Below are 25,905 nucleotides of genomic sequence, written 5' to 3'. Positions count from 1 at the left end.
TGAAACGGCGAACCGTAGGAGGCGACGCGGTGCACCGTCACGCCGTCCTCGACCTCCGTGCGCGACTCCCGGTCCGTCGAGTGGCAGACGACGTGTACGTCGTGGCCGCGACCGGACAGCCCGGTCGCCAGGCGGTGGCCGAAGTTCGCCGCCCCGTTCACGTCGGGGGGGTACGTTGTCGCGCCGACCACTATCCGCAGCGGGCGCCTGCTGAACGGTTGCGAAGTCAAGTGGAACTCCCGTCAGGACGATCTGTCGAACTCGGTCCGGCAAGATCACTGCTGCCGGTCGCAGTGGTCGTGGAGGTCGCGGTGTTCGTCGGGGGCACAGCGGTCGAAGGCACGGTAGTCGCAGAAGGCAGAACGACAGCAGAGGACACAGTGGCCGCAGCGGCGACGGGAGCGCGGCACCCCTGGGTGTCGGGGTGGTAGCGGGCCAGCGCGAAGACGCCGGCGCAGGCCACCACGGCGCAAAGGGCTTCACCGACGGCCGTCCACATGCTGACGTGGTCGGCTTCGCCGAGCAGTCCGATGCCCAGGCCCACGGCCACCAACGGGTCGATCACGGTCAGGCAGGCCACCACGAGGTCCGGCGGGCCGCTGGCGTACCCGTGTTGCAGCAGCCAACCGCCCACCACCATCGCGGCCACGATGCCGAGCAGCGGCAGCGGGTTGATGTCCAGCAGTTCGGTCGTGCCGAGCTGCTGCGCCACTGCCCGCATCAGCACCGAGACGTACCCGTACGCCACCGCGCAGCCGGCGGCGAAGAGCACGCAACGCGCTTTCGACCGGGTCAGCACGGCCAGCACGGCCAGCATCAGGATCGCGCCGGCCACCAGCTGGGTGGCTAGCAGCTGCTCGCCGCCGGCGATCGGGGTGGCGGTGGCGCTGCCAGCAGCGAGGAACACGAAAGCGCCGACGCCTCCGGTGGCCGCGACCACCGAGAGCGCGACGCTGGGTTTGAGGTCGCGCGCGTGGATGCCCTGCTGCCGGAGGTTCAGCAGCACGGTGATCGGCAGCGCCAGCACGCCGACCGGCTGCACCACGCTCAGCGGTGCCAGGCCGAGCGCGCAGGCGTGCAGCACGGTGCCGCTGCCCAGTGCCGCCAAGCCCCCCAACCAGCGGGGGTTGCGGAGAAGCTGGGCCTGGCTGCGGAGGCCGAGCCCGCCGCCGTCCATAGCGTCGTGCACCGCAGCGTGCTGCAGTCGTGCTCCCACGGCGTACCCGCAGGCCCCCAGCGCGGCAAGCAGCACAGCGAGTGCAGTCATCGCAGACCACTCCCTGCGGGTGTGGTCGGATGGCGGTGCACGACCGGGTCTGTCCTCTTCACCAGGCTGCGGGAACGTTCGACTACCGAACACCCTAGTGCGCGATCCATGCCACGTCCCGCTGTCGAGCCCCGCGGCGTCCGCCACGTCGGCCTACTGCCAGTGCCAGGTTCCGAACCCGCCGATTCCTGCCTTCGCTGCCCGTCCACACCGTTCAATCTCGCGTCTCGCGAGTCCGGCTCACATCCGGGTCCGGACCCCCAATTTCCCTGAGACGTGTCAGGTTCGCACCCTGGGGCGCCCGCCGGGCCGCTGGGTCGCGACACCCCCGGATCGACCCCGAAACCCCTCCGGGCCTGCGGAAACGAGGTTCGGCACCGCCCCGGTCAAACCTCCGGGAAGCCCGCATGCCAGCCTCGCTGCGCCCACCGGGCATTAAAGCAAAGCACGTAATTGCGGCGGCTCGTGAAACGCCAGACGAATATGTGCGAACCGATCCGGTGAACGAAAGTCGACTGTTCGACGAAACGTGCGGAAAGAACCCAGCAAGTTTCGGAATCGTTGCACCCGCGCACGACGAAGGTGCGCCGGACGCACCCCTCGCATGCGCTTCTGCACTGTCCGCCGGATACACATGCACGACTGTAGAACAGCGTTGCTGAGGACTTTGTCAGCAACACTTCCCACCCAGGCCGGACCACAACGGCACTGCCCAGTGGGCAAACCCACGAATTATCGATACCCGGGTGAAGACACCCCGCCAGCAGGGAAATCACATTGGGCGAAGATCAACTATTCGGGCGGAAACGGTGACGAATGCGACACCACGACAACATCACGCCCGCGAAACCGTTCGCGCACAGAAACAAATCGGTCACGACCAGTAATCAAATCCGGCGGTACCCCGGCCCGAGCGGCAATGTTCGCCTATCCAGGTGAGACTATGCACTCGTGGCTGCCGACTCCGACGTCTCCCAGCACGGCCGGTCCTCGAAGCCAGCGCCCGCCGACACCGACGAGCGCAATGCGGTCGGCGCCAAGGCCGCCGTGGTGGCAGCACTCCTGGGCGGTGCGCTGCTGACCGCGCTGGCCGCGACCGCCTACACGGCCGTCGGCACCATCCCGGGCCTCCCCGACCTGCCGCCCCTCGTGCGCTTCGGGTTGCCGGCCGCGCGAGCCCTGCTCGACGTCGCGGCGCTGGCGACAGTCGGTCTGAGCCTGCTGCCGAAGCTGCTGGGCTTCGACCGCCCCAAGCACACCGAGCCGGTCATGGCGCTTGCCAGGCGGTTCACGGTGATCACCGCGCTGGTCTGGATGCTCAGCGCCCTGCTGTCCCTGGTGCTGCACACCGCGGAGCTCAGCCCGGACCGCCCCCTGACCACCGGGCTGGTGATCGACTACGTGGCGAACGTCCCGGCAGGTCCCGGTCTGCTCGCCAGCGCCGGCGCCGGGCTGCTGTGCGCGGCGCTGGGCCTGGTCGCGGTCCGGTTCGGCGAGAAGGTCCCTGCGGAACTGCGCACCATCATCGCGCTGCTCGGCCTGCTCCCGATGCCGCTGACCGGTCACGCCACGGACTGGCGGTACCACGACTTCAGCATGATCTCGATGGAGCTGCACGTGATCGGCGCGGCGATGTGGACGGGCGGCCTGGCCGCCCTCGCGCTGTTCGTGGCGCCGCGCCGCGGACTGCTCGCCAAGGCCCTGCCGCGCTTCTCGAAGCTCGCCACCATCGCGATCGTCGTGGTCGGGATCTCCGGGCTGTTCAACGGCCTGATGGAGCTGATCATCACGCCGGCCGTGGGCCTGCCCGGCTTGATCAACACCGGATACGGCCAGATCATCCTGGCTAAGGCCGGGTGCCTGGTGGTGCTGGGTGCGGTGGCGTCGCAGATGCGCTTGCGCATGCTGCCCCGCATCGCGCGCCACCAGCGCACCGCACTGATCGGCTGGGCCGCTGCCGAGGTCGGCGTGATGGGCATCGCCTACGGCTTGGGGGTCGTGCTCTCCCGTGCCCCGGTCATCGTCTGACCGCGCGACACCAACCGCCGCCAGCTCCGGCGACCGCTCTCGGTGTCGAGCAGGTAAGAGATGAGCCACCACACCGCGGCGAACAGGAACACTGCGTACAGCACCGACCAGTAGTCGATCGGCGGCGAAGCGAGGTAAATCTGCTGCATCCACAACGCCAGATAGGTCACCGCCGTCACGACCGCCGCCCCGGCGAACGGCCGGATCGCCGGCGCCAGCCGGAACGAGAGGTCGATCGCCATGGCCCCTGCGAGCAGGAAGAACGGCACGGCCGAGATCGGGAAGCCCGCCGCCGCGAGCAATGCCCAAGCCACGCAACGGAAAACGAGGTAACCCACGGCGATGGTGGTCGCCGTCCACTGGCGCCCGGCCAGCCGACGGGCGAGCACCAGCGTGCCGAGCCCGGTGACCGTCGCCCACGTCGGGTACACCCAGTCCGGCACCGGCAGCGTGAAGGACTTGACCGCGATCCAGTCCAGCGGCCGCCCGAGGTCGTCGGCGGCGAACTGCAGCAGGGTGTCGTCGGCGTATGGAGTACCGCGCTCCCAGGCCGCCAACCCGAGCACGCCGTACTCCTGGTGCTGGTTGAGGAACAGGAAGTTGTCGAGCACCGTGAACCACAGGAAGCAGGTGATCGGGTAGAAGTAGCGGTACCCGCCGCCGTAGCGGGCCCACCCGCGGAGCAGGCCGGCGCTCATTAGCCCGGTGCCGAGGTAGAGCAACGCGTGCGATGGGCTCCACGCGGTGATGTCCAGCCCGTTGATCCGGTGGTTGATCACGTCCAGCGGAGCGGCGACCAGGAAGATGCCGAGCCCCCACTGCATCCAGCGCAGCGTGGCGCGGTCGACGCCGGTCCCGGTGTAGGTGTGGAAGACCACCAGGCCGATCACGATCACGGTGCCGACCGTGTTGATCAGGTGCGGTGGCGCGAAATCGTCGCGCAGCCACCGGAAGTGCCAGCAGATGTCCCAGGTGGCACCCGCGATCTTGAGCACCATCGCGGCCACCCACCAGCGGTATAGCGCGACCACGAGTTCCCGGGGAGCGTCGCGACCCGGTTCACCACGCGTCCAGTGGCGACGGAGCAGCTCCGCTGTACTCGCCATCGCGTTCACCTCCGCACTTCGCGATGTTCACCCGAAAAACGGTAGTCGGTACTGATCGCGAGCGGGGCGCAACGACATACTCGATGGAATTTATTTTGGCGGTGCGCCCGGTCCGCGCACTACGGGCCGGAGCAGCCGGAATCCCGTTCGCCCCCTCCCCGGAACGAACGGTGTTCTGCGACGAACGACGGCTAGGTCAGCGCGGGATCTTCAGCACCTGGCCGACGTAGATCAGGGCCGGGTCGGTGATGCCGTTGACCCGGGCGATCTCCCGCCGATCGACGCTCAATCGCTGCCCGATCTCGGGGAGCGTGTCGCCGGGCTGCACGACGTAGGTCTCCTTTGGTGGCGGCGGAGGCGGTGCACCGGCCCCGGTGAGCACCTCCAACGGAACCATCGACACATTCAGGTCGGTGTTGCCGCCGATCCCCGGAACCTGCCCGTCCGAGGCATGCTGGTGCATCGCCACCCGGTCCGTGAGGTATCCGGGTTCACCCGGTGGGCGGCCGTAGTGCGCGACCCACAGGAACACCCCGGGGTCGACCCAGGTCTCCGGGGCGAGCTTGCCCTGGAACCAGGACGTCGAGGCGTAGACCACGACCTCGTGCCGACCCGTGTGCCCGCGTATCGCGTCGATGAATCCCTTGACCCAGGCACCCAGGTTCGGGGCATCCGTTTCGAGGTCCAGGCACGGCGGCAGGTTGCCCGCCGCGCTGGAGTTCAACCGCCCGAGCTGAGCGGCGAAATCGGCCGCGTCCTGCTGCGCGGAATTCGTGTCCGGGCGGGCGAAGTGGTACAGCCCGGTGATCAGCCCGCCACCGCGCGCACCGGCCAGCTGGGAGTCAAGCGTCGGACTCACGTATCCGACGCCTTCGGTCGCTTTGATGTAGGTGAACGCGTATCCAGCTCCCCGAACCGCTCCCCAGTCGGGTTCCCCCTGATATCGCGATACGTCAATACCGGGAATTCGCTCGGCCATGATCAACCCCCTGACTACGGCCTCCTGCCGGTGCCAAACTATCGAAGTCCAGCATTCGGGCAGTCCCGCCGTTCAGGTCAAGATCACCACCCGTTTGGTCGATATTCGAGCGAGATGTTGCGAAATCGCGGTGCGGGAAATTACTCAGATCGGGTTTTGTTCTCGGCCGCAATACGACCTTTTCGGTTCAGTGGATCGTCACTCGATCCATCGCGGACGCCGATTACGGCACGTGAAGCAGGCGGATCGAGCGGTTGCGGGCGGCGGGAAAATCGGTGGCGGAGGCAACCACACCGACAGCCGGACGTCTTCAGAGCAGCAGAGCAATTACCGACAACCCCGCCGCGAGGACGGGGACGGGAGGTGGTCATCGTGACCCCGCACCGATGGAGTTTCGGCCCGCGGGTGCTCCAGGCGTCCGGAGCGCTGCTGATCGCCGGGTTGATGGCGGGCTGCGGCGCGACGAGCGCCCAGAGCGGCCAAATCACGGCACCGGCGCAGAACGTCCGACCGGCTCCACCGGCCGCCAGTCCGGCAGAACAATCGGCGCCCCAACCCGGGACCGCCACCAGCACCGCCACCAGCACCGGCAGCACCGGCAGCCGGGCGACGCCCACGACGGCCGAGGTGCGTCACCAACCGAGCAAGGTGGAGCGCTGCCACACCTCGATGCTCACGGGCTCGCTGCAGAATTCCGAGGCTGGGGCGGGCCAGCGCTACGCGCAGTTGGTGCTGCAGAACACCAGCGAGCAGACCTGCACCCTCTACGGCTACGGCGGGATGCAGCTGGTCAACGAATCCGGCAAGCCGCTGCCGACCACCATGGAGCGGACGCCGAATCCCGGCCCGAACCTGATCACGCTCGCGCCCGGCCAGTCGGCCAGCGCCACGCTGCACTGGACGGCGGTCCCGCACGAGGGCGAGCCGACGGACGGGCCGTGCCAGCCGACTCCGGTCAGCGCGCAGGTCATCCCGCCGGACGAGACCGATGCCCTAGCCGTCACCTGGAACTTGGGCCCGGTGTGCGGCTTCGGCGCCATCAACAACAGCGCGTACCACCAGTGACACAGGTCAGGCACGTTGCCCGCGGAATCGGCCTCCGCCGCTGTCGTTGCACTGCTGAGCTGCGACGACACCGGCGAATCGGAAGACCGTGCGGCAAAAAACCCAAGGGGGATAGCCCGACCGGATGAGATGTGCTGGGGTGGCGACATGATCGAGCCAACGGATCGAGTGGTCAGCGGGCGGCACGGCGAGCTGGCGGTGCGCGAGTGGTCGGGGACCAACCCGGGTTGGATCGCGCTGATCGCGCACGGCTACGGCGAGCACTCCTGCCGGTACCAGTGGGTGGCCGGGCAGCTGGTGGGCGCCCGCGCGCTGGTCTACGCCCCGGACCACGTGGGGCACGGCCGCTCGCCCGGCGATCGGGTCTACTTCGAGAACGCCGAGACGATCGTGGCCGATCTGGAAGCCCTGCGCCGGGAGGTCGCCGCCGAGCACCCGGAACTGCCCGTGGTCCTCATCGGACACTCGATGGGCGGGATGCTCGCCGCCCGCTACGCCCAGCAACACCAGGAGCATCTGGCGGCGGTCGTGCTGTCCGCGCCGGTGCTGGGCACCTGGCACGTGCTGGACCTGCTGGAGCACGACGTGATTCCGGACACCCCGATCGACCCGGCGACGTTGTCCCGCGACCCCGAGGTCGGAGCGGCCTACGTCGCCGACCCGCTGGTCTGGCACGGCCCGTTCAAGCGCGCCACGCTGCAGGCGATCGACGATTGTCTGCTGGCCATCAACGACGGGCCGATGCTGGACAAGCCGACCCTATGGGTGCACGGCGAGGACGACGAGCTGGTGCCGGAAGCCGACACCCGCACCGGCATCGACCGCATCCGCGGCAGCGAGTTCCACGAGCACATCTACCCGGGCGGCCGCCACGAACTGCTCAACGAGACCAACAAGGCCGAGGTGATGAACGACATCCTCACCTTCATCGGCCGCGAGCTGAACTTGTAGGGCCCAGCTTCCCGGATCGTCTTACGTGAATGCTGGGGTAGCTCCTGCCGAAAGCCGAAAATTGTTAATAGCGGGCGGAAATAATCACGATCATTACCTGTTCGAGTGAGGCGTGTCGCTTGCGCGGTTGCAGCTCAGGTCCACCGCATGCAGCTTGAGGAGGCCGACGGGGGTCGGCCTCCAGGCGGGGCGGAGCTAGCGAGGTGGCCATGAACGTCGAGCGCGCACAGGACCTGATCGGCACTCCGGTGTTCGACAGCAACGGCGACCGGGTCGGCCGGGTCGGCAACGTCTACGTCGACGACCTCACGCACCAGCCGGAGTGGGTCACCGTCCGGATCGGCATCTTCGGCGTCAAGGAGACCTTCGTGCCGCTCAACGGCGCTACCACCGAAGAGAACCGCCTGGAGCTGGGCGTCTCCAAAGACCGGGTGAAGAACGCCCCGCGCGTCGAGGCCGAGCACGGCCACCTCTCCGACCAGGAGGGCCGCGACCTCTACAACTACTACGGCCTCAGCCAGTGCGAGTCGACCGGGCCTGACGAGGGCTAAGCCTGAGCACCGCGCCGGTTCGCGCGACTTCGCCTGATCATCCGTTCGACATTCCGGGCCCGTGCGGGAGAATGCGTCTCGCGATGGCTGAGAACACCGAGCTTGAACTGCTGATCACCGTCGTCGTCGCGGCCGACGACGAGTCGTCTGCACGTGCCGCGTGCCGTGGCCTGGTGCAACGAATCGGCGGCCAGATCGTGGCCTCCGGGGACTGCTCCGACGAGGAGCCCGGCTGCTGGTCGGTCACGATCAGCAGGGGCAGCGCAGAAACCGGGCAGCACGTCGCCGGGCTGTCCCGCGCGGTGCGCAACTTCCTCCGCGAACTCGGCCCCGACTACGCCCGGCACCGGGTGTCCTGCGAACCGCCGACGGCCTGGACCGTGGTGGACCACCCGGACCTGGTGGGTGACCTGGTCGGCGGCGGGGAGCGAATGCTGGTCGAGGCGTGGTCCGGCGGATCGATCCTGTTCGGCAGGTCCGATCTCGCAGATCCGGACGAGCCGCCCGCACAGGTCCAGGAGGGCATCGGAGACGTCGACGAGCACGGGAACGCGAGGACGCGGCTGCGGCTGCTGGTGGGAGTGGTCACCGAGCGGCGAGCGGGCGCGCAGTGGCCCGCCCGGGCGGTGGCCAGCCGCCTGTCCCGGACGGCCACGATCACCGGGTACGCGGTCGATCCGCCGCTGGTGCAGGTCGCGATGGACCTCGGGCCGGTGCTCGGTGACCTGCCGGAGATCGTGCTCGACGCGATGTCGACGCTCGGCGGCACCGGCTGGTCCCGGCTGCGCGTCGACGAGCACCGCGCCACCGCCCGGTGGGCGGCCGCCCCGACGCCGCCGTCGGGGGTGGCGTCGATCGAGATCTCGGCGATCGATCCGGAAACGGGCGAATAGAAATCCACAGTGGGCACAGTGGACGCCGCCGGCCGCGCCCGACTCCCTCGACCCGGCACAGCGCACACCCACCGACCCACCCGGGAGCATGCCGGTCGGGTGATCAATTCCACTGGTCGCCACACACCGTGATCATCCCGTGATCATCTGCACCCACCTGCCTGCGCCGTCGGCGACGCCGAACGCTAACTTGTGGACCGATACAGCGTTGCGCACCGGGGAGGTCCTGAGTCCAGATGGCGGGCGTCGAAGAAGTTCGCGCGGGCATTGCCTTGGCAAACCAGAAAATGCAGGAGGGCATCGCAGCCCTGCAACAGGGCAACCTCGCACTCGAAGAGGCGCAAGCCGCACTGGTGTCCGCGACCCAGGGCAGCACCCAGGAGGAGATGCAGCACGCGCACGGCATGCTCGCCGAGGTGATGCAGACGATCAACGGCGTGCAGGGCACGCTCAGCGCCACGATCAACTCCACCGAGGGCTACGCGGGCCGCCTGTAGGCTCCCGGCCGTTCTGCGAGGCGGCCGATTTCGCGCGAAATCGCCGCCCCCACGCGTGCCTGGTGGCGATTTCCCGCGAAATCGCCATACTGCCGCGACGACAGAAATCGACCCGACTCGAAGACAGGCTCGGTGGCCCGTGTCGACTCTCGACGAACTGATCCAGACGCTGCGCACCGCGGAGGAGCGCCTGGAGGACGCGGGTGCCCACCTCGCCACCTGCCGCACCGCGCTGGCCCAGGCGCAGCAGGCGCTGGCGAAACTCGACCCGGAGCACCCCGCATCCGCGATCCCTCCGGGCCTTCCCCGCGCAGATGACCAGATCGAGGGAACGCAGGCGGCAATCGAGCGCATCCTCGATACGGTCCGCGACTTCGCCACCCGCCTGTAGTACGCGGCAGCTTTCTCGCGTTCGGCACTGAACTGCGCCGTATTCGGCCTTGTGAATGGGCACCCCAGGGCACTGCCCGGTTCCTCGGCGAGTGGTATTTTGATCACAGTCCGTAACACGGGTTCCGAGGTGAGGTGTGGGTAAACGCAACGAGCGGCGGAGTCGGATCGAAGCAGCTTTCGAACGCCTGCGCACCAGCATCGCCTCGGCGCTCGGCGCTGCCGGGATGGAACACGACCGCGTCCTCGCCGAATGCGCGCAGCAGGAGTTCGCGCTGCGCATCGCGCAGGTCGGGGTGGCCGCTGCGGAACGCCAACCGGCGGAGATCGCCGATCCCGCGGACCCGGTGTTCCAGGCCGCGATGCGGGAAGCGCAGCGCAAGCGGGCGGAGATCTACGCGGAGTGGACGGAGCACGGGCCGGAGCAGCTCGGCAGGCTCGCGGCGGAGGCCGCTCCCGGGTCCGCCGGGCTCCCGTGGTCGGCGTGGCTCGGCGAGACCGGCACCCGGGACGCGACCGCGCCGCCGCCCGAGCTGTGGCGGATCGGCACCGCGACCGTCCCGGATTCGCCCGCCCCGCAACCGTTCCCGGCCGCCGTCCCGCTGCTGGACGAGTCACACCTGCGGATCATCACCGGCGACAACCCTGAATCCGCCGAAGCGCTGGTGCAGAACCTGCTGCTGCGGCTGCTCAGCCACTTCCAGCCCGGCCTGGTGCGCATCCACGTCTGGGACGTCGCGCAGCTGACCGGAACTCTGCCGGGGCTGTACCCGCTGGCCCGCGCGGGCCTGCTCACCGCGCACGATCCGACCCGGCTGGACGAGATGCTCGAAGCACTCTCCGACCACATCCGGCGGATCCACACCGATTCGCTGGTCGGCGGCCACACCTCGCTGCGCTCGCTGGCCGAGGACACCGGGCACCGCTCGGAGCCGTGGCGCATCGCGGTGCTCTTCGGCAACGGCGAGCCGCTGCGCGAGGAGCAGCAGCAACAGTTGCAGCGGATCGCCCGCAACGGCCTGGCCTGCGGCATCCAACTGATCGTCGTGGACCTCTCGCTGACCGTGAACAGCGCGATCGAGTCCGTCACGCTGCTCCGCAGCAACCGCGCTCGCACCAGCATGACCGGCCCGGAAGCCGTTGTGCAGCTCGACGAGTCCCCGTCACGCAACGAGGCCACCAAGGCGTGCTCGGCGATCGCGGAGGCGTTCCTCGCCCGGCGGGCCCGGGTGCGGACCTTCGACGACCTGGTGCCCGAGCAGCTCTGGACGCAGCGTTCGACGGCCGGGCTGCACGCGCCGGTCGGCTTCGACGAAGGCGAACCGGTGTGGATCACGCTCGGCGACGGCAGCCCGCACACCCTGATCGGTGGCCCCAGCGGTTCGGGCAAGACGAACTTCCTCTACGGCATGCTCGGCGGGCTCACCGCCCGCTATTCGCCGGACGAACTGGAGCTGTACCTGCTGGACTTCAAGGAGGGCGTGTCGTTCGCCCAGTTCACCCCCGGCCGCCGGGATCCGAGCTGGCTGCCGCACGCCAAGCTGGTCGGGGTGAACGTCAACACCGACCGCGAGTTCGGGCTGGCGCTGCTGCGCTTCCTGGCCGACGAGATGCGACGGCGCGCGGAATCCGCCAAGCAGCACGAGGTCACCAAGCTGGAGGAGCTGCGCGCCGAAGACCCGACCGGCCGGTGGCCGCGGATCGTCGCCGTGATCGACGAGTTCCAGTACCTCTTCGCCGAGCGCGACCCGGTGACCGCGCAGGCCGCCTCGCTGCTGGAGGACGTCGCGCGGCGCGGCCGTTCGCAGGGCATCCACCTGGTGCTGGCCAGCCAGGACGTGTCCGGGATCGAGGCGTTCTGGGGCAAACCGGCGATCTTCGAGCAGTTCATCCTGCGGATCGCGCTGCCCAAGGCCCGGCGGGTGCTAGCCGACCAGAACAATGCGGCGATGGAGCTGCCCCGGTGGCACGCGATCGTCAACCACGAGTCGGGCGTCAAGCACGGCAACAAGATCGCGCGCATCCCGGACGCGACCGCGAAGAACACCTTCGACGCGCTGCAGCAGGCGCTCTGGAACAAGCGCGACAAAGCCGCCCCGCCGCCGCGGTTGTTCGACGGCTCGAACCTCCCGGAACTGTCCACACTGGATGATTACGCGGAGCTGCGCGCACCGGTGGCGGTGCCGAAGGTGCTGCTCGGTCAGATCATCGACGTCAACGGCACGGCCGCCGCGGTGCGGCTCGCGCGATCGCCGGGGCGCAACATCGCGGTGATCGGCTCGGTGCTCGCGGACGCGATAAGCGTACTGGGCACGGCGACGCTTTCCCTTGCCCGCCAATACGATCCGGGCGCCATCAAGTTCACCATCGCCGCCCTGCTGGACGACGTGGAAGACGATGCCCACGGCGTCGCCGAAGCCCTTCGCGACGACGGCCACGATGCGGAGCTGGTCGGTTTGGACGGCATCGAGGCCGCACTGGCCGCCGTGGCCGAGACGATCGACCGCCGCTCCGGCGCCGACGTGCCGCACTGCCTGGTGCTCTACGCCGCCGACGCGGCGCACACCACGCTGGAGCGCAAGGACCCGACCACGAGGGTGAGCGGGCTGGACCACCTGCGGAAGATCCTCAAGCAGGGCCCGGAACTGCGGGTGCACGTGATCGGCTGGTGGCGCAGCGCGCAGCGGGTGAAGAACACCCTCGGTATGGGGCCGGTCGACGACATCGGCGCGTGGGTCGCCTTCGACGTGCACGGCCAGGAGCTGGCCGCGTTCGCGGCCGGGCAGATAGTCAACTGGTCGCCGCGGGCGCGGCGCGGCCTGTTCTTCGACCGCGCGGTGCACTCCCGGCCCGAGGTGATCTTGCCCTTCGACCTCGGCGACCAGGCCAAACAAATGCCGACGGTGCCCGCGCAGCGGGCGGCGGACGAGCCGTGCGAGATCCGGGAGGAAACCGGTGACTGAGCAGGTTCCGGCCGCGGAGCGGTACAAGGAGATCACCGCCCTGGCCACCACCGCCGCGCAGCAGCTGCGTCGGCACGAGCGGGAGCGAGCCGGCGAGCTCGGCGAGGCGGTCGCCGCGGGGCGGCAGCGCCGGGAGGCGGCCGACGAGCAGCGCGAGCAGGTCGTCGAAGACGTGCGCAAGCGGTGGAACGCCGCGATGGAGGCGCTGTGGGACGAGCGGTGGATGCAGGTCAAGGGCATGCCTGACCCGGACCCGGCGGCGCGGGCGTCCACTCCGGACGATTCCCGCCGCGAAGTCCAAGCGGCCTACATGGCGCTCTACAGTGCCCTCGAAAAGCCCCGCTTCGCCGCGCGCCTCCGCCTCCGCCGCAAGAAGGACTCCTGACCCAGATCGCTAGGCTCCTGAACTGGTGATCTTCGGGTTCTGGCGGGACCTGCTGTACGCGCACGAAGGCGCGGTTCGCGCCCGGCATCTGGAGCAACAGACCGAACAGGCATGGTGCCTGACTCTGACCACCAACGCCGTGGTGGCCTGGACGACGGAGTATTACGGGCTGGCGGTGGAGTCGATGCGGGCGGCCGGACGCCGCATCGACGACGAGGTCCTGGCCCACATTTCACCGGCGCACAGCGAGAACATCAACTTCTTCGGAGCCATCGAAGTCGACATCGAAGGCGAGCTCGCCCAGCTCGGCCCGACCGGCAACCGGCCGCTGCGGGTACGCGACACGCTGTTCTAGGAGGCCCAGGCCATCGAGTTGCGCGACGGGTTCTCCCCGCACGACTTCATCGGGCTCGGCGAGCTCGACCAAGATGCGCTGGTGGCGCAGTACGAGGCGAGGCACGTCATGGCTGGCGGCGACCAAAGCTCTTGCCGCCAACGGGGAATCGTCACCAGCGAGCAGGGCGTGATCGGTTGCACGTTACCCGAGATACGCAGATTGTTAATCAACCTGGTCCACCGCTACCTGCCCGACCCCGAACATGTCTGGCCCTACCGAGGACGCGGCCGCCCCCTCACCTAAAGCCGTTGCAGTATCAACGCTTGACCACCTGGAGCAGCTGGAACGTCACCGCGACGTGGCCTGAGTGGCGGGCCTCACCCCGAAATTCGGTGAACTCAAGCCCCAGGTCGGCGGCGATGCGGTCGAGCCACACACGGTCGCCGAGGCTATTGAATCCCAGCAACAACACCCCCCCAGGAGTGAGCCGCTGCATGCCCTCCGCCAGGTAGCGCCGGTGCGCGCGGTACTCGCGGTCGAAGATGGCGTGCTCGATGTCGTGCGAGTAGTCGAAGTGCTCGGGCGTTGGGATGACGTTGGAGTTCCAGAAGATGACGTCGAAGCGGTCGTCCCGGTCGAGCGGTTCGAACAGGTCTCCCTGGTGGACGGACACGCGGTCACCGACACCGTGCCGGGTGGCGTTGAGCGCGGTGTTCGCTGCTGCTTGGCCGCTGATATCGACGGCGGCCACCCGCGCACAGCCGCGGAGCGCGGCCAGCACGGCCGTAACGCCCGCCCCGCACCCGATCTCCAGGAACGAGCCTCCCGCCGGGTAAGGGAGCCAGTCGGAGAACAGCTCGGTCGAAGCCGTGTGGATGGGCACGAACACCTCCGGCAGGAGGTCCCAGCTGTGGCCGAGCAGGTCGAACTCGGCGGGCCGGTCGGTAGTGTCGAGGTGCCGGGCCACGAGTTGAAAGCCGACGTCCAACTCGGCCATCTTCCGCACCGCAGAGCGCTTCACCTTGCCGTTCGAGTTACGTGGCAGCTCCGGCACGATGACAACGTCCTCGGGAACCTTGTACCAGGTGAGCGATTCCTGGGCAGCGGTGATCAGCTCCGCTGCCACCTGATCGTGGTCGCTCACGCCGCTGACGAGCACGACGTAGGCGCGCAGTGTCGAGTTGCCGACTGGGCGCCGGACCGAACAGACAGCCACCTCGCGCACCGCGCCGTGGCGCAGGAAGAACTCCTCCACCTCGATCGGGTGCACATTCGTCCCGCCCACGACCTCGATGTCGTCGACCCGGCCGTGCACGGTCAGGAAGCCGTCCTCGTCTACGGTCGCCGAGTCGCCCGTGGCGTACCACTCGTCGACGAGGCGACGCGGCGGCTCACCGCCCTTGCGCACGCCGAGCGAGATTGTGGGTCCGGCGAGCTGGAGCAGGCCCGGTTCGCCCGCCGTCACCGGGGCGCCATCCTCGTCCACCACGCGCAGCCGGTACGGCGGAAGGATCTTGCCGACGCGGCGGTCCCGCCACGCCCCTGGTGCGTTAGCGACCAGCGCGTAGCCGACCTCGGTGGTACCGAAGACATTCAGGAACCGGCTGCCGAGCGCCGCACGGAACTGGGCCTCCTGCGACTCGGGTACGACCTCGCCGCCGCAGACGGCAAGCCGCAGCGACGCGAGGCGGCCGCTGTCGTCCGGCGTTTCCAGCATCTTCGCGTAGAAGCTCGGCTGGCCGTAGAAGACCGAGACCCGGTGCTCCGCGATGGTCTCCAGCGCTACCTCCGCCGTCGCCCGCACTGACCGCAGAACGGTTGTCGCGCCCCGGCTCAGCGGCAGGAAGAGGGAGTTACCGAGGCCGAACCCGAAGTACATCCGCGACACGGAGAAGCAGATATCGTCCTCCGTCAGCCGGAACGCAGGATTCGTCGCCTGTTCAAACATCTCAGGGTCGGCGTGGGTGTGGAAGCACAGCTTCGGGTCACCGGTCGTTCCCGACGTGAACAAGCCGAAGCCTGCCGCGTCGGTGCCGCCGGTGAAGTACGACGCCTGACCGGGGACGCGCAGCTTGTCCGGGTAGATGGCGAGCGCGCTGAACCGGGACGCCAGCGCGGGAGCGCAGATCACCGCCGCGGGATCGGCGATCTCCCCTGCCTTGCGTAGCTCGTCGATGTGCAGGTCCGTGTTGACCGGGATCGCGACCAGCCCGGCCTGCAGCGCCCCCAGGAACGACCAGACGAAGTCGATGCCGTCCGGCAGGGCCAGTAGTACCCGATCACCCGGCGTGAGCCCGGCCTCCAGCAGCGCGGCGGCGGCACGCCCGGCCCCCTCGTGAACGTCGCCGTACGAATACCGGAGGCCATCCGCGACATAGGCTGTCCGGTGCGTCCAGTTGTTGCGTTCGGCCAGTGAGGCCAGTCGTTCGACGAGATTCCTGAACATCAGCGGCTGTTTTCCTTCCGGAAGCTGATCGGCGACCTCAATCGGAGAACACGGGTGGGATTCTGTCCTGGTGCTCTGCGTCCGAGGAGAACGCGTCAGCGGGTGTCGACGCTCCGTTTTGTGCGCAACGACGATTGTTGATCAAATTCGGCCAGTTGCGGCGAACTCGCATTCTTTCGAGTTTTTTGGGCAGTCAATATGGCCTGAAGGCGCCGCCGCTCAGTTCGGACGCGGTTCCGACGACAGGAGGCCCGCAGCGCCGTCCGGCCGCACGGATCATGGGAAAACCGTCGGCCCGATTTAATGCCGTCCGTTCCGAATTGACGACAGGGTTTTCCGACAGATAAAACGGTGAACGGCCGCGACCAGCGGCCGCCAGAGGCGGCGCGGTCATGGCGGAGCTTGTCTACGTGCGGGTTCCGAACTCGGAGAAGCCGAACGCCACGCACTGCAGAACGGTCGAACCGTGCGCCGCGGCCAGGGCTACAGCCTGCACGTCACCGCACTCCGCGACGTGCACCAGGCACTGCTGGCCACTGCGGTCGCGCTCAACGCCGACGGCGCTTCCTCGGCGGAGCGCAAGGCGTACCGGATCTACGCATACCGGCTGAACAACGCCGTGTCATCTCCGGTACCGGTGTAGCCGGTTCTGCTGCCCATTAGAGGGCGAAGCAGCTGGTAAGCGCATATCCGCCGGATATTCGGCGAAAACTACTGCGACCACGCTGGCGACCGCCGGCTCGCCGAAGACGTCGCCGCCCGCATCGGGCTGCAGGTGCGCGCCACCTTCGGCTGGATGCACCTCGCCACCGAACCGCCGGCCGCCCCGACCCCAGACATCAAGTGGCTGACCGCCGACGACGAGGACGGCGATCGCCCGCCCGATTCGCAAAGCGAAACCGGTGTCGTACCTGTTTCCGGACGCCCCGACGCTCGCCACTGGGCCGGGATCCGCGCCGCCGAGGGCTCGTTGCTCGCCGCCGGCGCCGACTCCTGGCCCGCTCCCGGGCTCCGGCTGATCTCCGGCGTCGCAACCCACCCCGGCCACCGCGGCGGCGGGCTGTCCACGATGCTCTGCGCATTCCTGACCGGGAAACTCGCCCGGGAAGAGGCGGTGACGCTGATGGTCGACGCGGACAACGAGCTTGCGCGCAGGGTTTACCGCGGCCTCGGCTACCGCTAGCGCGTGGTCACCGCGCTGGCCGGATGAGCTTGCCGGGGTTGAGGATTCCCGTCGGGTCGACGGCTTTCTTCGCCGCGGCGAGCACCTCGCCTCCGATGTCGCCGATCTCCGCGCCGAGCCACGGCAAGTGGTCGGCACCCACCGCGTGGTGGTGGGTGATCGTGCCCCGTCCGGCGATGGCGTCCGAGGCTGCCTCCTTGGCCCGCAGCCACTGGCCAATCGGGTCGGCGTTCCGGGGCACCAGCACCGTGAAGTACAGCGAGGCACCGGTCTCGTAGGCGTGCGAGATGTGGCACATCACGATCGGCGACTTGCCGTCGACCTTCAGGCTCCGCACCAGCGCTGTTCGCACGGCAGAGCGCAGTTCGCTCAGCCCGGTCCAGTGCGTCGCGGTCTCCAGCGTCTCCACGCACACGCCGCGATCCAGCAGCGCGTCGCGCTGCCGCGGCCCCGAGAACCGGTGGGATCGCCAGGCCTCGCCGACCGGCCGACCGAGCCGCACCGAGCGGATGCCCCGCAATGCGTTAAAAGTCGCCGATCGGCGCAGCTTGAGCTCGGCGCGGGACGCCGCATCCCAGCCGAGCACCAACAGGCAAGGATGCCGGATTCCCTTGCCACGCAAGTAAGACTTCAAAGCTCCGGCCTTGAGCACACCGGAGAGCTCGAGCTGCACCTAGGTTTCGTCCGCATCGGAGAACCTGGTGACGTCCGCCAGCACGCGCCCCTGCGCGAGCGCTCGCACCGCATCGACCCCGGACCGCCAGCCGTCCACCGCCAGGGCCTCGTACCGGCTGCGGACCGGCGCGGGCCGGACACGCAGCGCTACCTCGGTGATCACGCCGAGCGTCCCCTCGCTGCCGACCGCGAGCTGCCGCAGGTCGGGACCGGCCGCCGAGGCCGGCGCGACCCCGAGCCGCCACTCGCCTACCGGAGTCGCGAGCCGCACGCCCTCGACCATGTCCTCGAAGCGTCCGTAACCGGCGGAGGCCTGCCCCGCCGACCGGGTCGCCGCGAACCCGCCGATGGTGGCGCGCTCGAAGGACTGCGGGAAGTGGCCGAGCGTGAAACCGTGTGCGGCCAGCAGGGATTCGGCTTCCGTCGCGCGCATCCCGGCCTGCAGCACGGCGATCCGCGAGCCGGGGTCGAGCGAGACCAGCCGATCGAACCGGACCAGGTCCAGCGCGAGGACCGCGACCTTGTCGCCGCGCAGCGCGTCGACGCCGCCGACCACCGAGGTGCCGCCGCCGAACGGGACGACGGCGATGTCGTGCCGGACGCAGACCTCCAGGATTGCTTGCACCAGCTCAGGATCCGTGGGCAGCAGCACCGCGTCGGGCACCGCGAACTCGGTGCCGCCTCGGCGGCGCATCAGGTCGGAGTACGACAAGCCACCGGCCCGGCCAAGTCGCGATGCGGGATCGGTCAGCACCTGCTGCTCGCCGATCAGCGCGACGAGCTCGGCGCGCGCCGTTTCCGGCAGAGCGCTCTCGGCGACCTCCAGCAGCGAGGCGGGGACCGCGGGCGTCGTCACCTCGGCCAGCCCGGTCCGCTGCCGCAACCAGCGCAGCGAACGTGCCGACAGTGGCGCGGCCGACGCACCTGATTGGGTCCAGCTGCCGCGGAGGGTGTGTTCGATCAGGCCGTTCACCAGTACAGTGTTACATATGACGTCGCAATGTCACACGTCGCAATGTCACAGCAACGCGGCGGGGTCGGCCCCGGCAGCGGACCGAGCGATCCGCCCGGCGACGAACCGGGTCGGCGACGCCGAACTGCTGCGGGCCGCCCGGGAATGCGTGCTCGCCAACGGCGTCCGGCGCGCCACCCTGACCGAGATCGCGCGCCGGGCCGGGGTCAGCCGGATGACGCTGTACCGGCGCTTCCCCGACGTGCACAGCCTCGTCGCCGCGCTGATGACGGTGGAGTTCGGCGAAATCCTGCAGCTGGCCCGCGCCGGGGGCGCGACCGGAAGCGGCCGGCAGCACTTGGTCGCCGCGACGGTCCACGGCGTTCGCCTGCTGCAATCGGCGCCGCTACTGCGGCGGGTCCTGGACACCGATGCCGAGCTCCTGCTGCCCTACCTGGTCGAACGGCTCGGCAGCACGCAGCTCGCCGCCGAGGGATTCATCCGCGAATACCTCGTGCGAGGCCACGAGGACGGGTCGATCCGACGCGCCGACCCAGCCGTGCAGGCCCGTGCCCTGCTGTTGTTGGTGCAGTCGTTCGTAGTCTCCGCCGACCCTGCCACCAGCGGCATCGACCCGACGGCCCTGACCGACGAGCTCACGCACCTCCTCGACGGCGCCCTGGGCCCCCAGCCCACCGATCCCTGACCGAACCCGTATTCGACAGTTTCAAACTGAAACTGCGGGAAACCATTGACCGTACGCAATTCCAATTGAAACTGCGGTCCCCCGGTACCCCACCGATCCGCACGGAGGTCCGATGATCACCACCCCGCTGCCCGCCGGTTCGCTGCGCGCCACCTCGCTGAACGCCGCGCGTCGCGCCGCCGACCTGTCCGCAGTGGCCGAAGACCAGGTGGACGTGCTGGTGGTCGGCGGCGGCGTCGCCGGCACCGGGGCCGCCCTGGATGCGGCCGCCCGCGGGCTCTCCGTCGCGCTCGTGGAAGCCGAGGACCTCGCCTGGGGAACGTCCCGCTGGTCCAGCAAGCTCGTGCACGGCGGCCTCCGCTACCTCGCCCACGGCGACATCGCCATGGCCCGCGAAAGCGCCGTCGAACGCAACGTGCTGATGACCCGCACCGCTGCGCACCTGGTGCGCACGCTGCCGCAGCTCATCCCGCTGCACGGCAGCGTGTCGCGCCGCTGCGAGCTGGTGCTCGCCGCCGGGCTCCACGCCGGCGACGCGCTGCGCCGCACGGCCCGCACCCCGTCGAGCGTGCTCCCGCCTCCCCGGCGGATTCCCGCCGCGGAGGCGCTCGCCCTCGTGCCGGGTGTGCGCGCCGCCGACCTGCGTGGTGGTCTGCTCGGCTTCGACGGTCAGCTCGTCGACGACGCGCGCCTGGTCGTCGCGCTGGCACGCACCGCGGCCGGTTTCGGCGCGCGTATCCTCACCCACATTCGCGCGCGCCGGATCGACGGCGGCGGGGCCGACGTGGTGGACCAGCGCACCGGCGGGTCGCTGCGGATCGGGGCCCGCTCGGTGGTCAACGCGGCCGGGGTGTGGGCCGGGGAGCTCTCGCCGGACGTCCAGCTGCGGCTGTCGCGCGGGTCGCACCTGCTGGTCGACGCGGATGCCGCCGGGATCGCCGGGACTTCTCTTGTCGTCCCGACGCCGGACGAGCCGGGCCGGTTCGTCCTGCTACTGCCGCAGCCCGACGGCCGCGCCCTGCTCGGGCTGACCGACGAGCCGGTGCCGGGGCCGATCCCGTCCGTTCCCGAGGTACCGGGATCCGATGTGGACTTCTTGCTCGCGGCGGTGCGCGATGCGCTGGAGCAGCCGCTGGAGCGCAAGCACGTACTCGGTTCGTTCGCGGGGCTGCGTCCGTTGCTGGAGCAGCGGGGCCGCAAGGAGTCGGCCGACCTGTCGCGCAAGCATGCGGTGCTGACCTCGCCGGAAGGCGTGGTGACCGTGGTGGGCGGGAAGCTCACCACCTACCGAAAGATGGCCGCCGACGCCGTCGACGCGGCGGTCCGCACTGGTGGGCTGTCCGCCGGGCCGTCGCGCACCGCGGCCGTGTCGCTGGTCGGCGCCGCGCCGCGCCGCCACCTGACGAACGTCGAAGCGGCCGCGCCGCTGGTCGCGAAGTACGGCACCGAGGCAGCGCGTGTCGCGGCGCTGGCCGAGTTCGACCCGGACCTGGCGGACCCGGTCTCGCCGGGCCTGCGGCTAACGGCCGCCGAGGTGCTGTGGGCGGTCCGCCACGAAGGAGCCCTCGACGCGGCGGACGTCCTCGACCGTCGCAGCCGGATCGGCCTGAACCCCGCGGAACGCGCATCGGCCCTCCCCGTGGTCGAAGAACTCGTCGAACGCGCACTGCCTGGAGTTTCCGCCTGAGCGAACACAACTCTTGGGTCACCCGCACCGCGTCGAGCGGCTGGTCCTGGCCATCGCGGCCGGGGTCGTGCTCTACATGTTCCTGATCCTCGCTGGTCAGATGGTCGCGCAGGGCGTCGTGGAGGAGAAGGTCAGCCGGGTCGTCGAGCTATTGCTGTCCACGATCAAGCCGACCCAGCTGCTCGCCGGGAAGGTCGTCGCTCTGGGACCGGCAGGTCGAGCGTCAATCGGACACGGATCGGCCCCGGGGACCGGCCGAGAGGCCGGTGTCCGGGGCCGCTGGTGGGTCGGTCGCGTCGGCTACCGACTGGATTCAGGTTTCGATTCAGCGCTGGTTGATCGGCTGGTAGGCGCGTTCCGGCGAACCGGTGTACACCTGCCGCGGGCGGCTGATCTTGCGGGCCGGGTCCTCCAGCATCTCCCGCCAGTGCGCGATCCAGCCAGGCAGCCGGCCGAGCGCGAACAGCACGGTGAAGTACTTCGTCGGGAAACCCATCGCCTTGTAGATCAGGCCGGTGTAGAAGTCGACGTTCGGGTAGAGCTTGCGCTCGATGAAGTAGTCGTCGGCGAGCGCCTTCTCCTCGAGCTTCAGGGCGATGTCCAGCAGCGGGTCGTTGGCCCCGAGCTTGCCGAGCACCTCGTCGGCGGTCTTCTTGATGATCGCCGCGCGCGGGTCGTAGTTCTTGTAGACCCGGTGGCCGAAGCCCATCAGCCGGACGCCGGGCTCCTTGTTCTTCACCCGGTTGACGAACGAGTCGACGTCGCCACCGTTGGCCTGGATGCCCTCCAGCATCTCCAGCACCGCGCTGTTCGCGCCGCCGTGCAGCGGGCCGAACAGTGCGTTGATGCCAGCCGAGATGCTGGCGAACAGGTTCGTTTCGGCGGAGCCGACCATCCGGACCGTCGACGTGGAGCAGTTCTGCTCGTGGTCTGCGTGCAGGATGAACAGCAGGTCGAGGGCGCGGGCCAGCACCGGGTCGACCTCGTAGGGCTCGGCGGGGAAGCCGAAGGTCATCCGGAGGAAGTTCTCCACCAGGCCCAGCGAGTTGTCCGGGTACAAGAACGGCTGGCCGACCGACTTCTTGTAGGCGTAGGCCGCGATGGTGGGCAGCTTGGCCAGCAGGCGGACGGTGGACAGTTCCACCTGGTCCTTGTCGAACGGGTTGAGGCTGTCCTGGTAGAAGGTGGACAGCGCGGAGACCGCGGAGGACAGCACCGGCATCGGGTGCGCGTCCCGCGGGAAGCCGTCGAAGAACTGCTTGAGGTCTTCGTGCAGCAGGGTGTGTCGCCGGATTCGCTCGGCGAACTCGTCGTGCTGCTGCTGGGTCGGCAGCTCACCGTAGATCAGCAGGTAGCTGACCTCGATGAAGTTCGACTTGGCCGCGAGCTCCTCGATCGGGTAGCCGCGGTAGCGCAGAATGCCGGCGTCACCATCGATGTAGGTGATGTCGGAGAGGCAGGCCGCCGTATTGACGAAGCCCGGGTCCAACGTCACCAAACCGGTCTGAGCCAGCAACTTGCCGAGGTCCACCCCGGGGGCGCCCTCGGTGGGCTGCTTCACCTGCATTTCGTGCTCGCCAGCGTCATAGCGCAGCGCGACGGTACGTTTGGCGGTCACGTCGTCGGGCATTCGGGAACCTCTCGCGCTCGTCGGGGTGCGCTGTCCAGACGACCAGCGCTGCCCGGCCAAGCGGCAGGGCTGCGTCGTCGCCTGCGCGCCGGTCGGGGTGTCCGAACCGCCGCAGCACCACCCCGTTGGGGTCCTGTCAGTAGCCACGCTAGACCGCAGTGGGGTACCTGCGCAGCTATCGCGTTTCGGCTTTTTGGCAGGTGGGACCACGATCACATCACATTGGGCCCATCGAAACGGATGATCTTCGACCTTCCGGAGCCGAGCTGTCCGTTCATTGTGACCAACAAGCCCATCCGATCGGGCTAACCAGTTTTGAACCATTCGGTCTCGCGCGGTTTACCTCACAAGATGGCTCCGCGCACGTCGTAGCCGGTTTCGGTCCATCGCGACAGCTCGGCGGCCCATGGCGGTTCGGCACCCGGCCGGGACACGGTGACCGCAGCCGCGGCCGCGGCGAACCGCAGCGCCCGTTCCCAATGCGCCCGGTCGAGTGCCCGCACGGCGTCCGCCGACAGCGCGTCGTTGCGGTGCAGCCAGGCCAGCAGGGCGGCCTGCACGGTGTCGCCTGCGCCGATGGTGTCGACCACCTCGGCGCGCACGCTCGGCACCGTCACCTCGCCGTCGCCGGTCACCGCCGTCAGCCCGTCGGCTCCCCTGGTCAGCACCACCGCGGCCGGGCCCTGCTGTTGCCACTTGCGGGCCGCCGCGAGCACGTCCCGGTCACCCGCCAGCCATTCGGCGTCGTCGTCCGAAACCTTCAGCAGGCCCACCGACGGCAGCCAGGAGGCGAACCGCGCGCGGTAGGCGTCGGGGTCGTCGATCAGGTCGGCGCGGATGTTCGGGTCCAGCGCGATGAACCGGCCGCGCGCGGCCTCCCGGAACAGCACCTCCTCGTACACCGAGGCGCCGGGTTCGAGCACCATGCCGAGGGTGCCCAGGCAGACCGCGGTGGTCCGCTCCGGCAGCGGGCGGGCGGCGACGAAGCGGGCGGCGGTGCCTTCGGTGTGGAAGCTGTAGCGGGCCGAACCGTTCTCGGCCAGCCCGACCACGGCAAGCGTCGTCGGCTCCGGGCCGCGCTCCACCAGCTCGACGTCCACATTGGCTAGACGCAGCCGCTCGAACAGCTTGTCCCCGAACTGGTCGGTGGACAGCCGGGCGAAGAATCCGGCCGGAATCCCCAGCCGTCCCAACGCGATCGCGACGTTGTACGGGCCCCCGCCGAGCCGGGGGTGCAGCGGTCCGAGCTCGCCGCCCGCGGTGGACGCATCCGGGACGAGGTCGACGAGAGCCTCACCGCCGATGACGATCACATTTCCTCCACTGTTACTAGACCTGCGGCCCGGCGGTCAGCCCACCGAGCAGGAACTGCGACAGCGCGGCGAAGGCCGCCGCGTCCGACAGGCCGGTGCGCTCGCCGATCTCCCCGCGCTGGATGCCGACGATGGTGCGGCCGACCATCTCGCCGACGAACCCGGCGTGCACCTCCCTGAACACGCCCTGGCTCACGCCCTCGCGGATGAATCCGCGGATCCGGTCGGCAGCCGCGTGCGCGTTGGCCTCGTAGGTCGCGCGGGTCGCGATGTTGGCGGCCATGTCGTCGATGAACTCGCGGGACGCCGGTCGCAGCGCCTCGGCCGCCGCCTCCAGGTACAGCCGCACCGTCTCCCGCACGTCGTCGGTGGCCGCGACCCGCTGCTCGACCTGCCGCGTGGCGCTCTTGAAGTAGTGCGCGACGACGCGGACCGCGAGCTGCTCCTTGCTGCCCGCCAAGGTGTACAGCGTCGACTTGGAGCAGTGCAGCCGGCCGGCGAGGTCATCCAGCGTGAAGTGCGCGAACCCCTCCGCGAGGAAAAGGTCGCGCAGTCGATCCAGCAGCTCTGCCCGCCGCGGGTTCACCGGCCGACGACGGCCTTCGGAGGTGGTCATCGGTGGAAGCCTGCCACAGCCCTCACGAACATTTGCCCGAAGTTTCGCTCTGAACTTTCACAGTACTCATGTACGTCCTACAGTACTGAAACCAGTACGACCGACAGCTGTCACAATGGCCTCAGGAGCCGAACCGCCATGCCCGTCGAACGCCTGCTTCCCACTGCCGAAGCCAAAGACCTGCTCGCGCTGGCCCGCGAAATCGCCCGCGAAGAGCTCGCCCCGCGAGCCGCCGGCGACGAAGCCGCGGAGCAATTCCCGCGCGACGCCTTCCGCCTGCTCGGCGAGTCCGGTTTCCTCGGCCTGCCGTACTCCGAGGAACACGGCGGCGGCGCCCAGCCGTACGAGGTGTACCTGCAGGTCCTCGAGGAGCTCAGCAGCGCCTGGATGACCGTCGGAGTGGGGCTCTCGGTGCACACCATGAGCTGCTACCCGCTGGCGCACTTCGGTAGCGCGGAGCAACGGTCCCGGTGGCTGCCGGGGATGATCGGCGGCGAGCGGCTCGGCGCGTACGCGCTGTCCGAGCCCCACGCCGGCTCCGACGCGTCGGCACTGACCACCCGGGCTGTGCGCCAGGACGACTCGTACGCCGTCAACGGGGCGAAGGCCTGGATCACCCACGGCGGGATCGCGGACTTCTACACGCTCATGGCCCGGACCTCGGACGACGGGCCGTCTGGCATCAGCTGCCTGCTCGTCGACGCCGCCACGCCGGGCCTTTCCGCGGGCTCGCCCGAGCACAAGATGGGGCTCACCGGCTCGCCGACCACACCGCTGTACTTCGAGGACGCGCGGGTGCCCGAGGAGCGGCTCGTAGGGTCCGAAGGCCAAGGGCTGAAGATCGCGCTGTCGGCCCTGGACTCCGGCCGACTCGGCATCGCGGCGTGCGCGGTCGGGTTGGCGCAGGCGGCACTGGACCTCGCGGTTGACTACGCCAAGCAGCGACAGCAGTTCGGGCGGCCGATCATCGAATTCCAGGGGTTGGAGTTCCTGCTCGCGGACATGGCCACGGCCGTGCACTCGGCCCGAGCGACGTACCTCGACGGCGCGCGGCGCCGGGACGCCGGGCTGCCGTTCGGGCAGCAGGCGTCCGTGGCGAAGCTCGTCGCCACGGACGCGGCGATGAAGGTGACCACCGACGCGGTCCAGGTACTCGGTGGCGCGGGCTACACCCGCGATTTCCCGGCGGAGCGCTACATGCGCGAAGCGAAAGTCCTGCAGATCTTCGAAGGCACCAACCAGATCCAACGCATGCTGATCGCCCGCCACCTCGCGAAGCCCTGAC

Annotated in this window: 23 protein-coding genes and 3 pseudogenes; 17 read left to right on the top strand and 9 right to left on the bottom strand. The window is 69.3% G+C overall.

The annotated features are described in order from the left end of the window. Positions 1-230, bottom strand: a 230-nt coding sequence (locus ACWDKQ_RS18410; RefSeq protein ID WP_450139947.1) for a glycosyltransferase, incomplete at its 3' end; no start/stop codon positions are given. Then, positions 227-1,267 carry a hypothetical protein gene (locus ACWDKQ_RS18405; protein WP_450139946.1) on the bottom strand — a complete coding sequence of 347 codons (1,041 nt, stop codon included), beginning with the start codon at positions 1,265-1,267 and terminating at the stop codon, positions 227-229. The genes ACWDKQ_RS18410 and ACWDKQ_RS18405, both read right to left, overlap by 4 nt. 951 nt (positions 1,268-2,218) lie before the next feature. Between ACWDKQ_RS18405 and ACWDKQ_RS18400 the strand changes: the two genes are divergently transcribed. Further along, complete coding sequence (locus ACWDKQ_RS18400) at positions 2,219-3,295, top strand: copper resistance D family protein (protein WP_450139945.1); 1,077 nt, start codon at positions 2,219-2,221, stop codon at positions 3,293-3,295. Here ACWDKQ_RS18400 and ACWDKQ_RS18395 read toward each other — a convergent pair. Both ACWDKQ_RS18395 and ACWDKQ_RS18390 read right to left on the bottom strand, forming a co-directional pair. Continuing rightward, positions 3,250-4,401, bottom strand: coding sequence for a hypothetical protein (locus tag ACWDKQ_RS18395; protein WP_450139944.1), 1,152 nt, complete (start codon positions 4,399-4,401; stop codon positions 3,250-3,252). The two genes, ACWDKQ_RS18400 and ACWDKQ_RS18395, sit on opposite strands and share 46 nt — an antisense overlap. A 196-nt stretch (positions 4,402-4,597) precedes the next feature. Further along, a complete protein-coding gene (locus tag ACWDKQ_RS18390) occupies positions 4,598-5,380 on the bottom strand; it encodes a GH25 family lysozyme (protein ID WP_450139943.1) in 783 nt (260 codons plus the stop codon). A gap of 372 nt (positions 5,381-5,752) precedes the next feature. Here ACWDKQ_RS18390 and ACWDKQ_RS18385 point away from each other — a divergent pair, with 372 nt between their 5' ends. The 10 genes and pseudogenes from ACWDKQ_RS18385 to ACWDKQ_RS18340 all read left to right on the top strand — a co-directional run bounded on the left by ACWDKQ_RS18385 (position 5,753) and on the right by ACWDKQ_RS18340 (position 13,715). Beyond that, on the top strand, positions 5,753-6,445 hold the full coding sequence (locus tag ACWDKQ_RS18385; RefSeq protein WP_450139942.1) for a DUF4232 domain-containing protein: 693 nt from the start codon (positions 5,753-5,755) through the stop codon (positions 6,443-6,445). A 147-nt stretch (positions 6,446-6,592) separates the two neighbouring features. Continuing rightward, positions 6,593-7,396 (top strand): alpha/beta hydrolase, encoded by an 804-nt coding sequence (locus ACWDKQ_RS18380; RefSeq protein WP_450139941.1) that lies wholly within the window; start codon positions 6,593-6,595, stop codon positions 7,394-7,396. 209 nt (positions 7,397-7,605) lie between these two features. After that, positions 7,606-7,947, top strand: coding sequence for a PRC-barrel domain-containing protein (locus tag ACWDKQ_RS18375; RefSeq protein ID WP_450139940.1), 342 nt, complete (start codon positions 7,606-7,608; stop codon positions 7,945-7,947). 83 nt (positions 7,948-8,030) lie between these two features. Next, entirely contained in the window at positions 8,031-8,840 is an 810-nt protein-coding gene (locus tag ACWDKQ_RS18370; protein ID WP_450139939.1) for a hypothetical protein, read from the top strand. Positions 8,841-9,076: 236 nt separating this feature from the next. Continuing rightward, entirely contained in the window at positions 9,077-9,337 is a 261-nt protein-coding gene (locus ACWDKQ_RS18365) for a hypothetical protein (RefSeq protein WP_450139938.1), read from the top strand. 139 nt (positions 9,338-9,476) lie between these two features. Further along, complete coding sequence (locus ACWDKQ_RS18360) at positions 9,477-9,728, top strand: hypothetical protein (protein WP_168586403.1); 252 nt, start codon at positions 9,477-9,479, stop codon at positions 9,726-9,728. A gap of 136 nt (positions 9,729-9,864) precedes the next feature. Continuing rightward, positions 9,865-12,690: an FtsK/SpoIIIE domain-containing protein gene (locus ACWDKQ_RS18355; protein ID WP_450139937.1), complete on the top strand. Its 2,826-nt coding sequence runs from the start codon at positions 9,865-9,867 to the stop codon at positions 12,688-12,690. Further along, complete coding sequence (locus ACWDKQ_RS18350) at positions 12,683-13,075, top strand: hypothetical protein (protein WP_450139936.1); 393 nt, start codon at positions 12,683-12,685, stop codon at positions 13,073-13,075. The genes ACWDKQ_RS18355 and ACWDKQ_RS18350 overlap by 8 nt, the downstream gene beginning before the upstream one ends. 43 nt (positions 13,076-13,118) lie before the next feature. Then, positions 13,119-13,430: pseudogene (locus ACWDKQ_RS18345) on the top strand (Tn3 family transposase); the annotation flags it as partial. Between the two features lie 18 nt (positions 13,431-13,448). Next, a complete protein-coding gene (locus ACWDKQ_RS18340) occupies positions 13,449-13,715 on the top strand; it encodes a hypothetical protein (RefSeq protein ID WP_450139935.1) in 267 nt (88 codons plus the stop codon). Positions 13,716-13,728: 13 nt separating this feature from the next. On the opposite strand, the gene ACWDKQ_RS18335 is transcribed toward ACWDKQ_RS18340, so the two are convergent. After that, positions 13,729-15,858 carry an AMP-binding protein gene (locus ACWDKQ_RS18335; RefSeq protein ID WP_450139934.1) on the bottom strand — a complete coding sequence of 710 codons (2,130 nt, stop codon included), beginning with the start codon at positions 15,856-15,858 and terminating at the stop codon, positions 13,729-13,731. Positions 15,859-16,324: 466 nt separating this feature from the next. Between ACWDKQ_RS18335 and ACWDKQ_RS18330 the strand changes: the two genes are divergently transcribed. Further along, the gene (locus ACWDKQ_RS18330; protein ID WP_450139933.1) at positions 16,325-16,501 is read left to right on the top strand and encodes a hypothetical protein; all 177 of its coding nucleotides are present in this window, start codon (positions 16,325-16,327) and stop codon (positions 16,499-16,501) included. A 132-nt stretch (positions 16,502-16,633) separates the two neighbouring features. After that, the gene (locus ACWDKQ_RS18325) at positions 16,634-17,041 is read left to right on the top strand and encodes a GNAT family N-acetyltransferase (RefSeq protein ID WP_450139932.1); all 408 of its coding nucleotides are present in this window, start codon (positions 16,634-16,636) and stop codon (positions 17,039-17,041) included. A gap of 7 nt (positions 17,042-17,048) precedes the next feature. On the opposite strand, the pseudogene ACWDKQ_RS18320 reads toward ACWDKQ_RS18325, so the two are convergent. Further along, positions 17,049-18,689: pseudogene (locus ACWDKQ_RS18320) on the bottom strand (FAD-binding oxidoreductase). Positions 18,690-18,705: 16 nt separating this feature from the next. On the opposite strand from ACWDKQ_RS18320, the gene ACWDKQ_RS18315 reads away from it, so the two are divergent. The 3 genes and pseudogenes from ACWDKQ_RS18315 to ACWDKQ_RS18305 form a co-directional block, all read left to right on the top strand. Next, positions 18,706-19,374, top strand: a complete 669-nt coding sequence (locus ACWDKQ_RS18315) for a TetR/AcrR family transcriptional regulator (RefSeq protein WP_450139931.1) — start codon at positions 18,706-18,708, stop codon at positions 19,372-19,374. A gap of 112 nt (positions 19,375-19,486) precedes the next feature. Beyond that, positions 19,487-21,061: a glycerol-3-phosphate dehydrogenase/oxidase gene (locus tag ACWDKQ_RS18310; RefSeq protein ID WP_450139930.1), complete on the top strand. Its 1,575-nt coding sequence runs from the start codon at positions 19,487-19,489 to the stop codon at positions 21,059-21,061. 13 nt (positions 21,062-21,074) lie between these two features. Further along, positions 21,075-21,257: pseudogene (locus ACWDKQ_RS18305) on the top strand (ABC transporter permease); the annotation flags it as partial. A gap of 129 nt (positions 21,258-21,386) precedes the next feature. On the opposite strand, the gene ACWDKQ_RS18300 reads toward ACWDKQ_RS18305, so the two are convergent. The 3 genes from ACWDKQ_RS18300 to ACWDKQ_RS18290 all read right to left on the bottom strand — a co-directional run bounded on the left by ACWDKQ_RS18300 (position 21,387) and on the right by ACWDKQ_RS18290 (position 24,620). Beyond that, complete coding sequence (locus ACWDKQ_RS18300) at positions 21,387-22,691, bottom strand: citrate synthase (protein WP_450139929.1); 1,305 nt, start codon at positions 22,689-22,691, stop codon at positions 21,387-21,389. A 344-nt stretch (positions 22,692-23,035) separates the two neighbouring features. Beyond that, on the bottom strand, positions 23,036-24,004 hold the full coding sequence (locus ACWDKQ_RS18295) for a carbohydrate kinase family protein (protein WP_450139928.1): 969 nt from the start codon (positions 24,002-24,004) through the stop codon (positions 23,036-23,038). 16 nt (positions 24,005-24,020) lie between these two features. Then, on the bottom strand, positions 24,021-24,620 hold the full coding sequence (locus ACWDKQ_RS18290; protein ID WP_450139927.1) for a TetR/AcrR family transcriptional regulator: 600 nt from the start codon (positions 24,618-24,620) through the stop codon (positions 24,021-24,023). A 138-nt stretch (positions 24,621-24,758) separates the two neighbouring features. Between ACWDKQ_RS18290 and ACWDKQ_RS18285 the strand changes: the two genes are divergently transcribed. Beyond that, complete coding sequence (locus ACWDKQ_RS18285) at positions 24,759-25,904, top strand: acyl-CoA dehydrogenase family protein (protein ID WP_450139926.1); 1,146 nt, start codon at positions 24,759-24,761, stop codon at positions 25,902-25,904. Position 25,905 lies beyond the last annotated feature (1 nt).

The organism is Saccharopolyspora sp. NPDC000995 (assembly GCF_053599315.1).
This window is presented reverse-complemented; position numbering and strand designations above follow the sequence as displayed.

Bases quoted from the DNA above. Each gene is read 5' to 3' on its own strand.
- ACWDKQ_RS18405 (WP_450139946.1), bottom strand. From the start codon at position 1,267: ATGACTGCACTCGCTGTGCTGCTTGCCGCGCTGGGGGCCTGCGGGTAC.
- ACWDKQ_RS18395 (WP_450139944.1), bottom strand. From the start codon at position 4,401: ATGGCGAGTACAGCGGAGCTGCTCCGTCGCCACTGGACGCGTGGTGAA.
- ACWDKQ_RS18390 (WP_450139943.1), bottom strand. From the start codon at position 5,380: ATGGCCGAGCGAATTCCCGGTATTGACGTATCGCGATATCAGGGGGAA.
- ACWDKQ_RS18380 (WP_450139941.1), top strand. From the start codon at position 6,593: ATGATCGAGCCAACGGATCGAGTGGTCAGCGGGCGGCACGGCGAGCTG.
- ACWDKQ_RS18375 (WP_450139940.1), top strand. From the start codon at position 7,606: ATGAACGTCGAGCGCGCACAGGACCTGATCGGCACTCCGGTGTTCGAC.
- ACWDKQ_RS18370 (WP_450139939.1), top strand. From the start codon at position 8,031: ATGGCTGAGAACACCGAGCTTGAACTGCTGATCACCGTCGTCGTCGCG.
- ACWDKQ_RS18365 (WP_450139938.1), top strand. From the start codon at position 9,077: ATGGCGGGCGTCGAAGAAGTTCGCGCGGGCATTGCCTTGGCAAACCAG.
- ACWDKQ_RS18335 (WP_450139934.1), bottom strand. From the start codon at position 15,858: ATGTTCAGGAATCTCGTCGAACGACTGGCCTCACTGGCCGAACGCAAC.
- ACWDKQ_RS18315 (WP_450139931.1), top strand. From the start codon at position 18,706: ATGACGTCGCAATGTCACACGTCGCAATGTCACAGCAACGCGGCGGGG.
- ACWDKQ_RS18310 (WP_450139930.1), top strand. From the start codon at position 19,487: ATGATCACCACCCCGCTGCCCGCCGGTTCGCTGCGCGCCACCTCGCTG.
- ACWDKQ_RS18300 (WP_450139929.1), bottom strand. From the start codon at position 22,691: ATGCCCGACGACGTGACCGCCAAACGTACCGTCGCGCTGCGCTATGAC.
- ACWDKQ_RS18290 (WP_450139927.1), bottom strand. From the start codon at position 24,620: ATGACCACCTCCGAAGGCCGTCGTCGGCCGGTGAACCCGCGGCGGGCA.
- ACWDKQ_RS18285 (WP_450139926.1), top strand. From the start codon at position 24,759: ATGCCCGTCGAACGCCTGCTTCCCACTGCCGAAGCCAAAGACCTGCTC.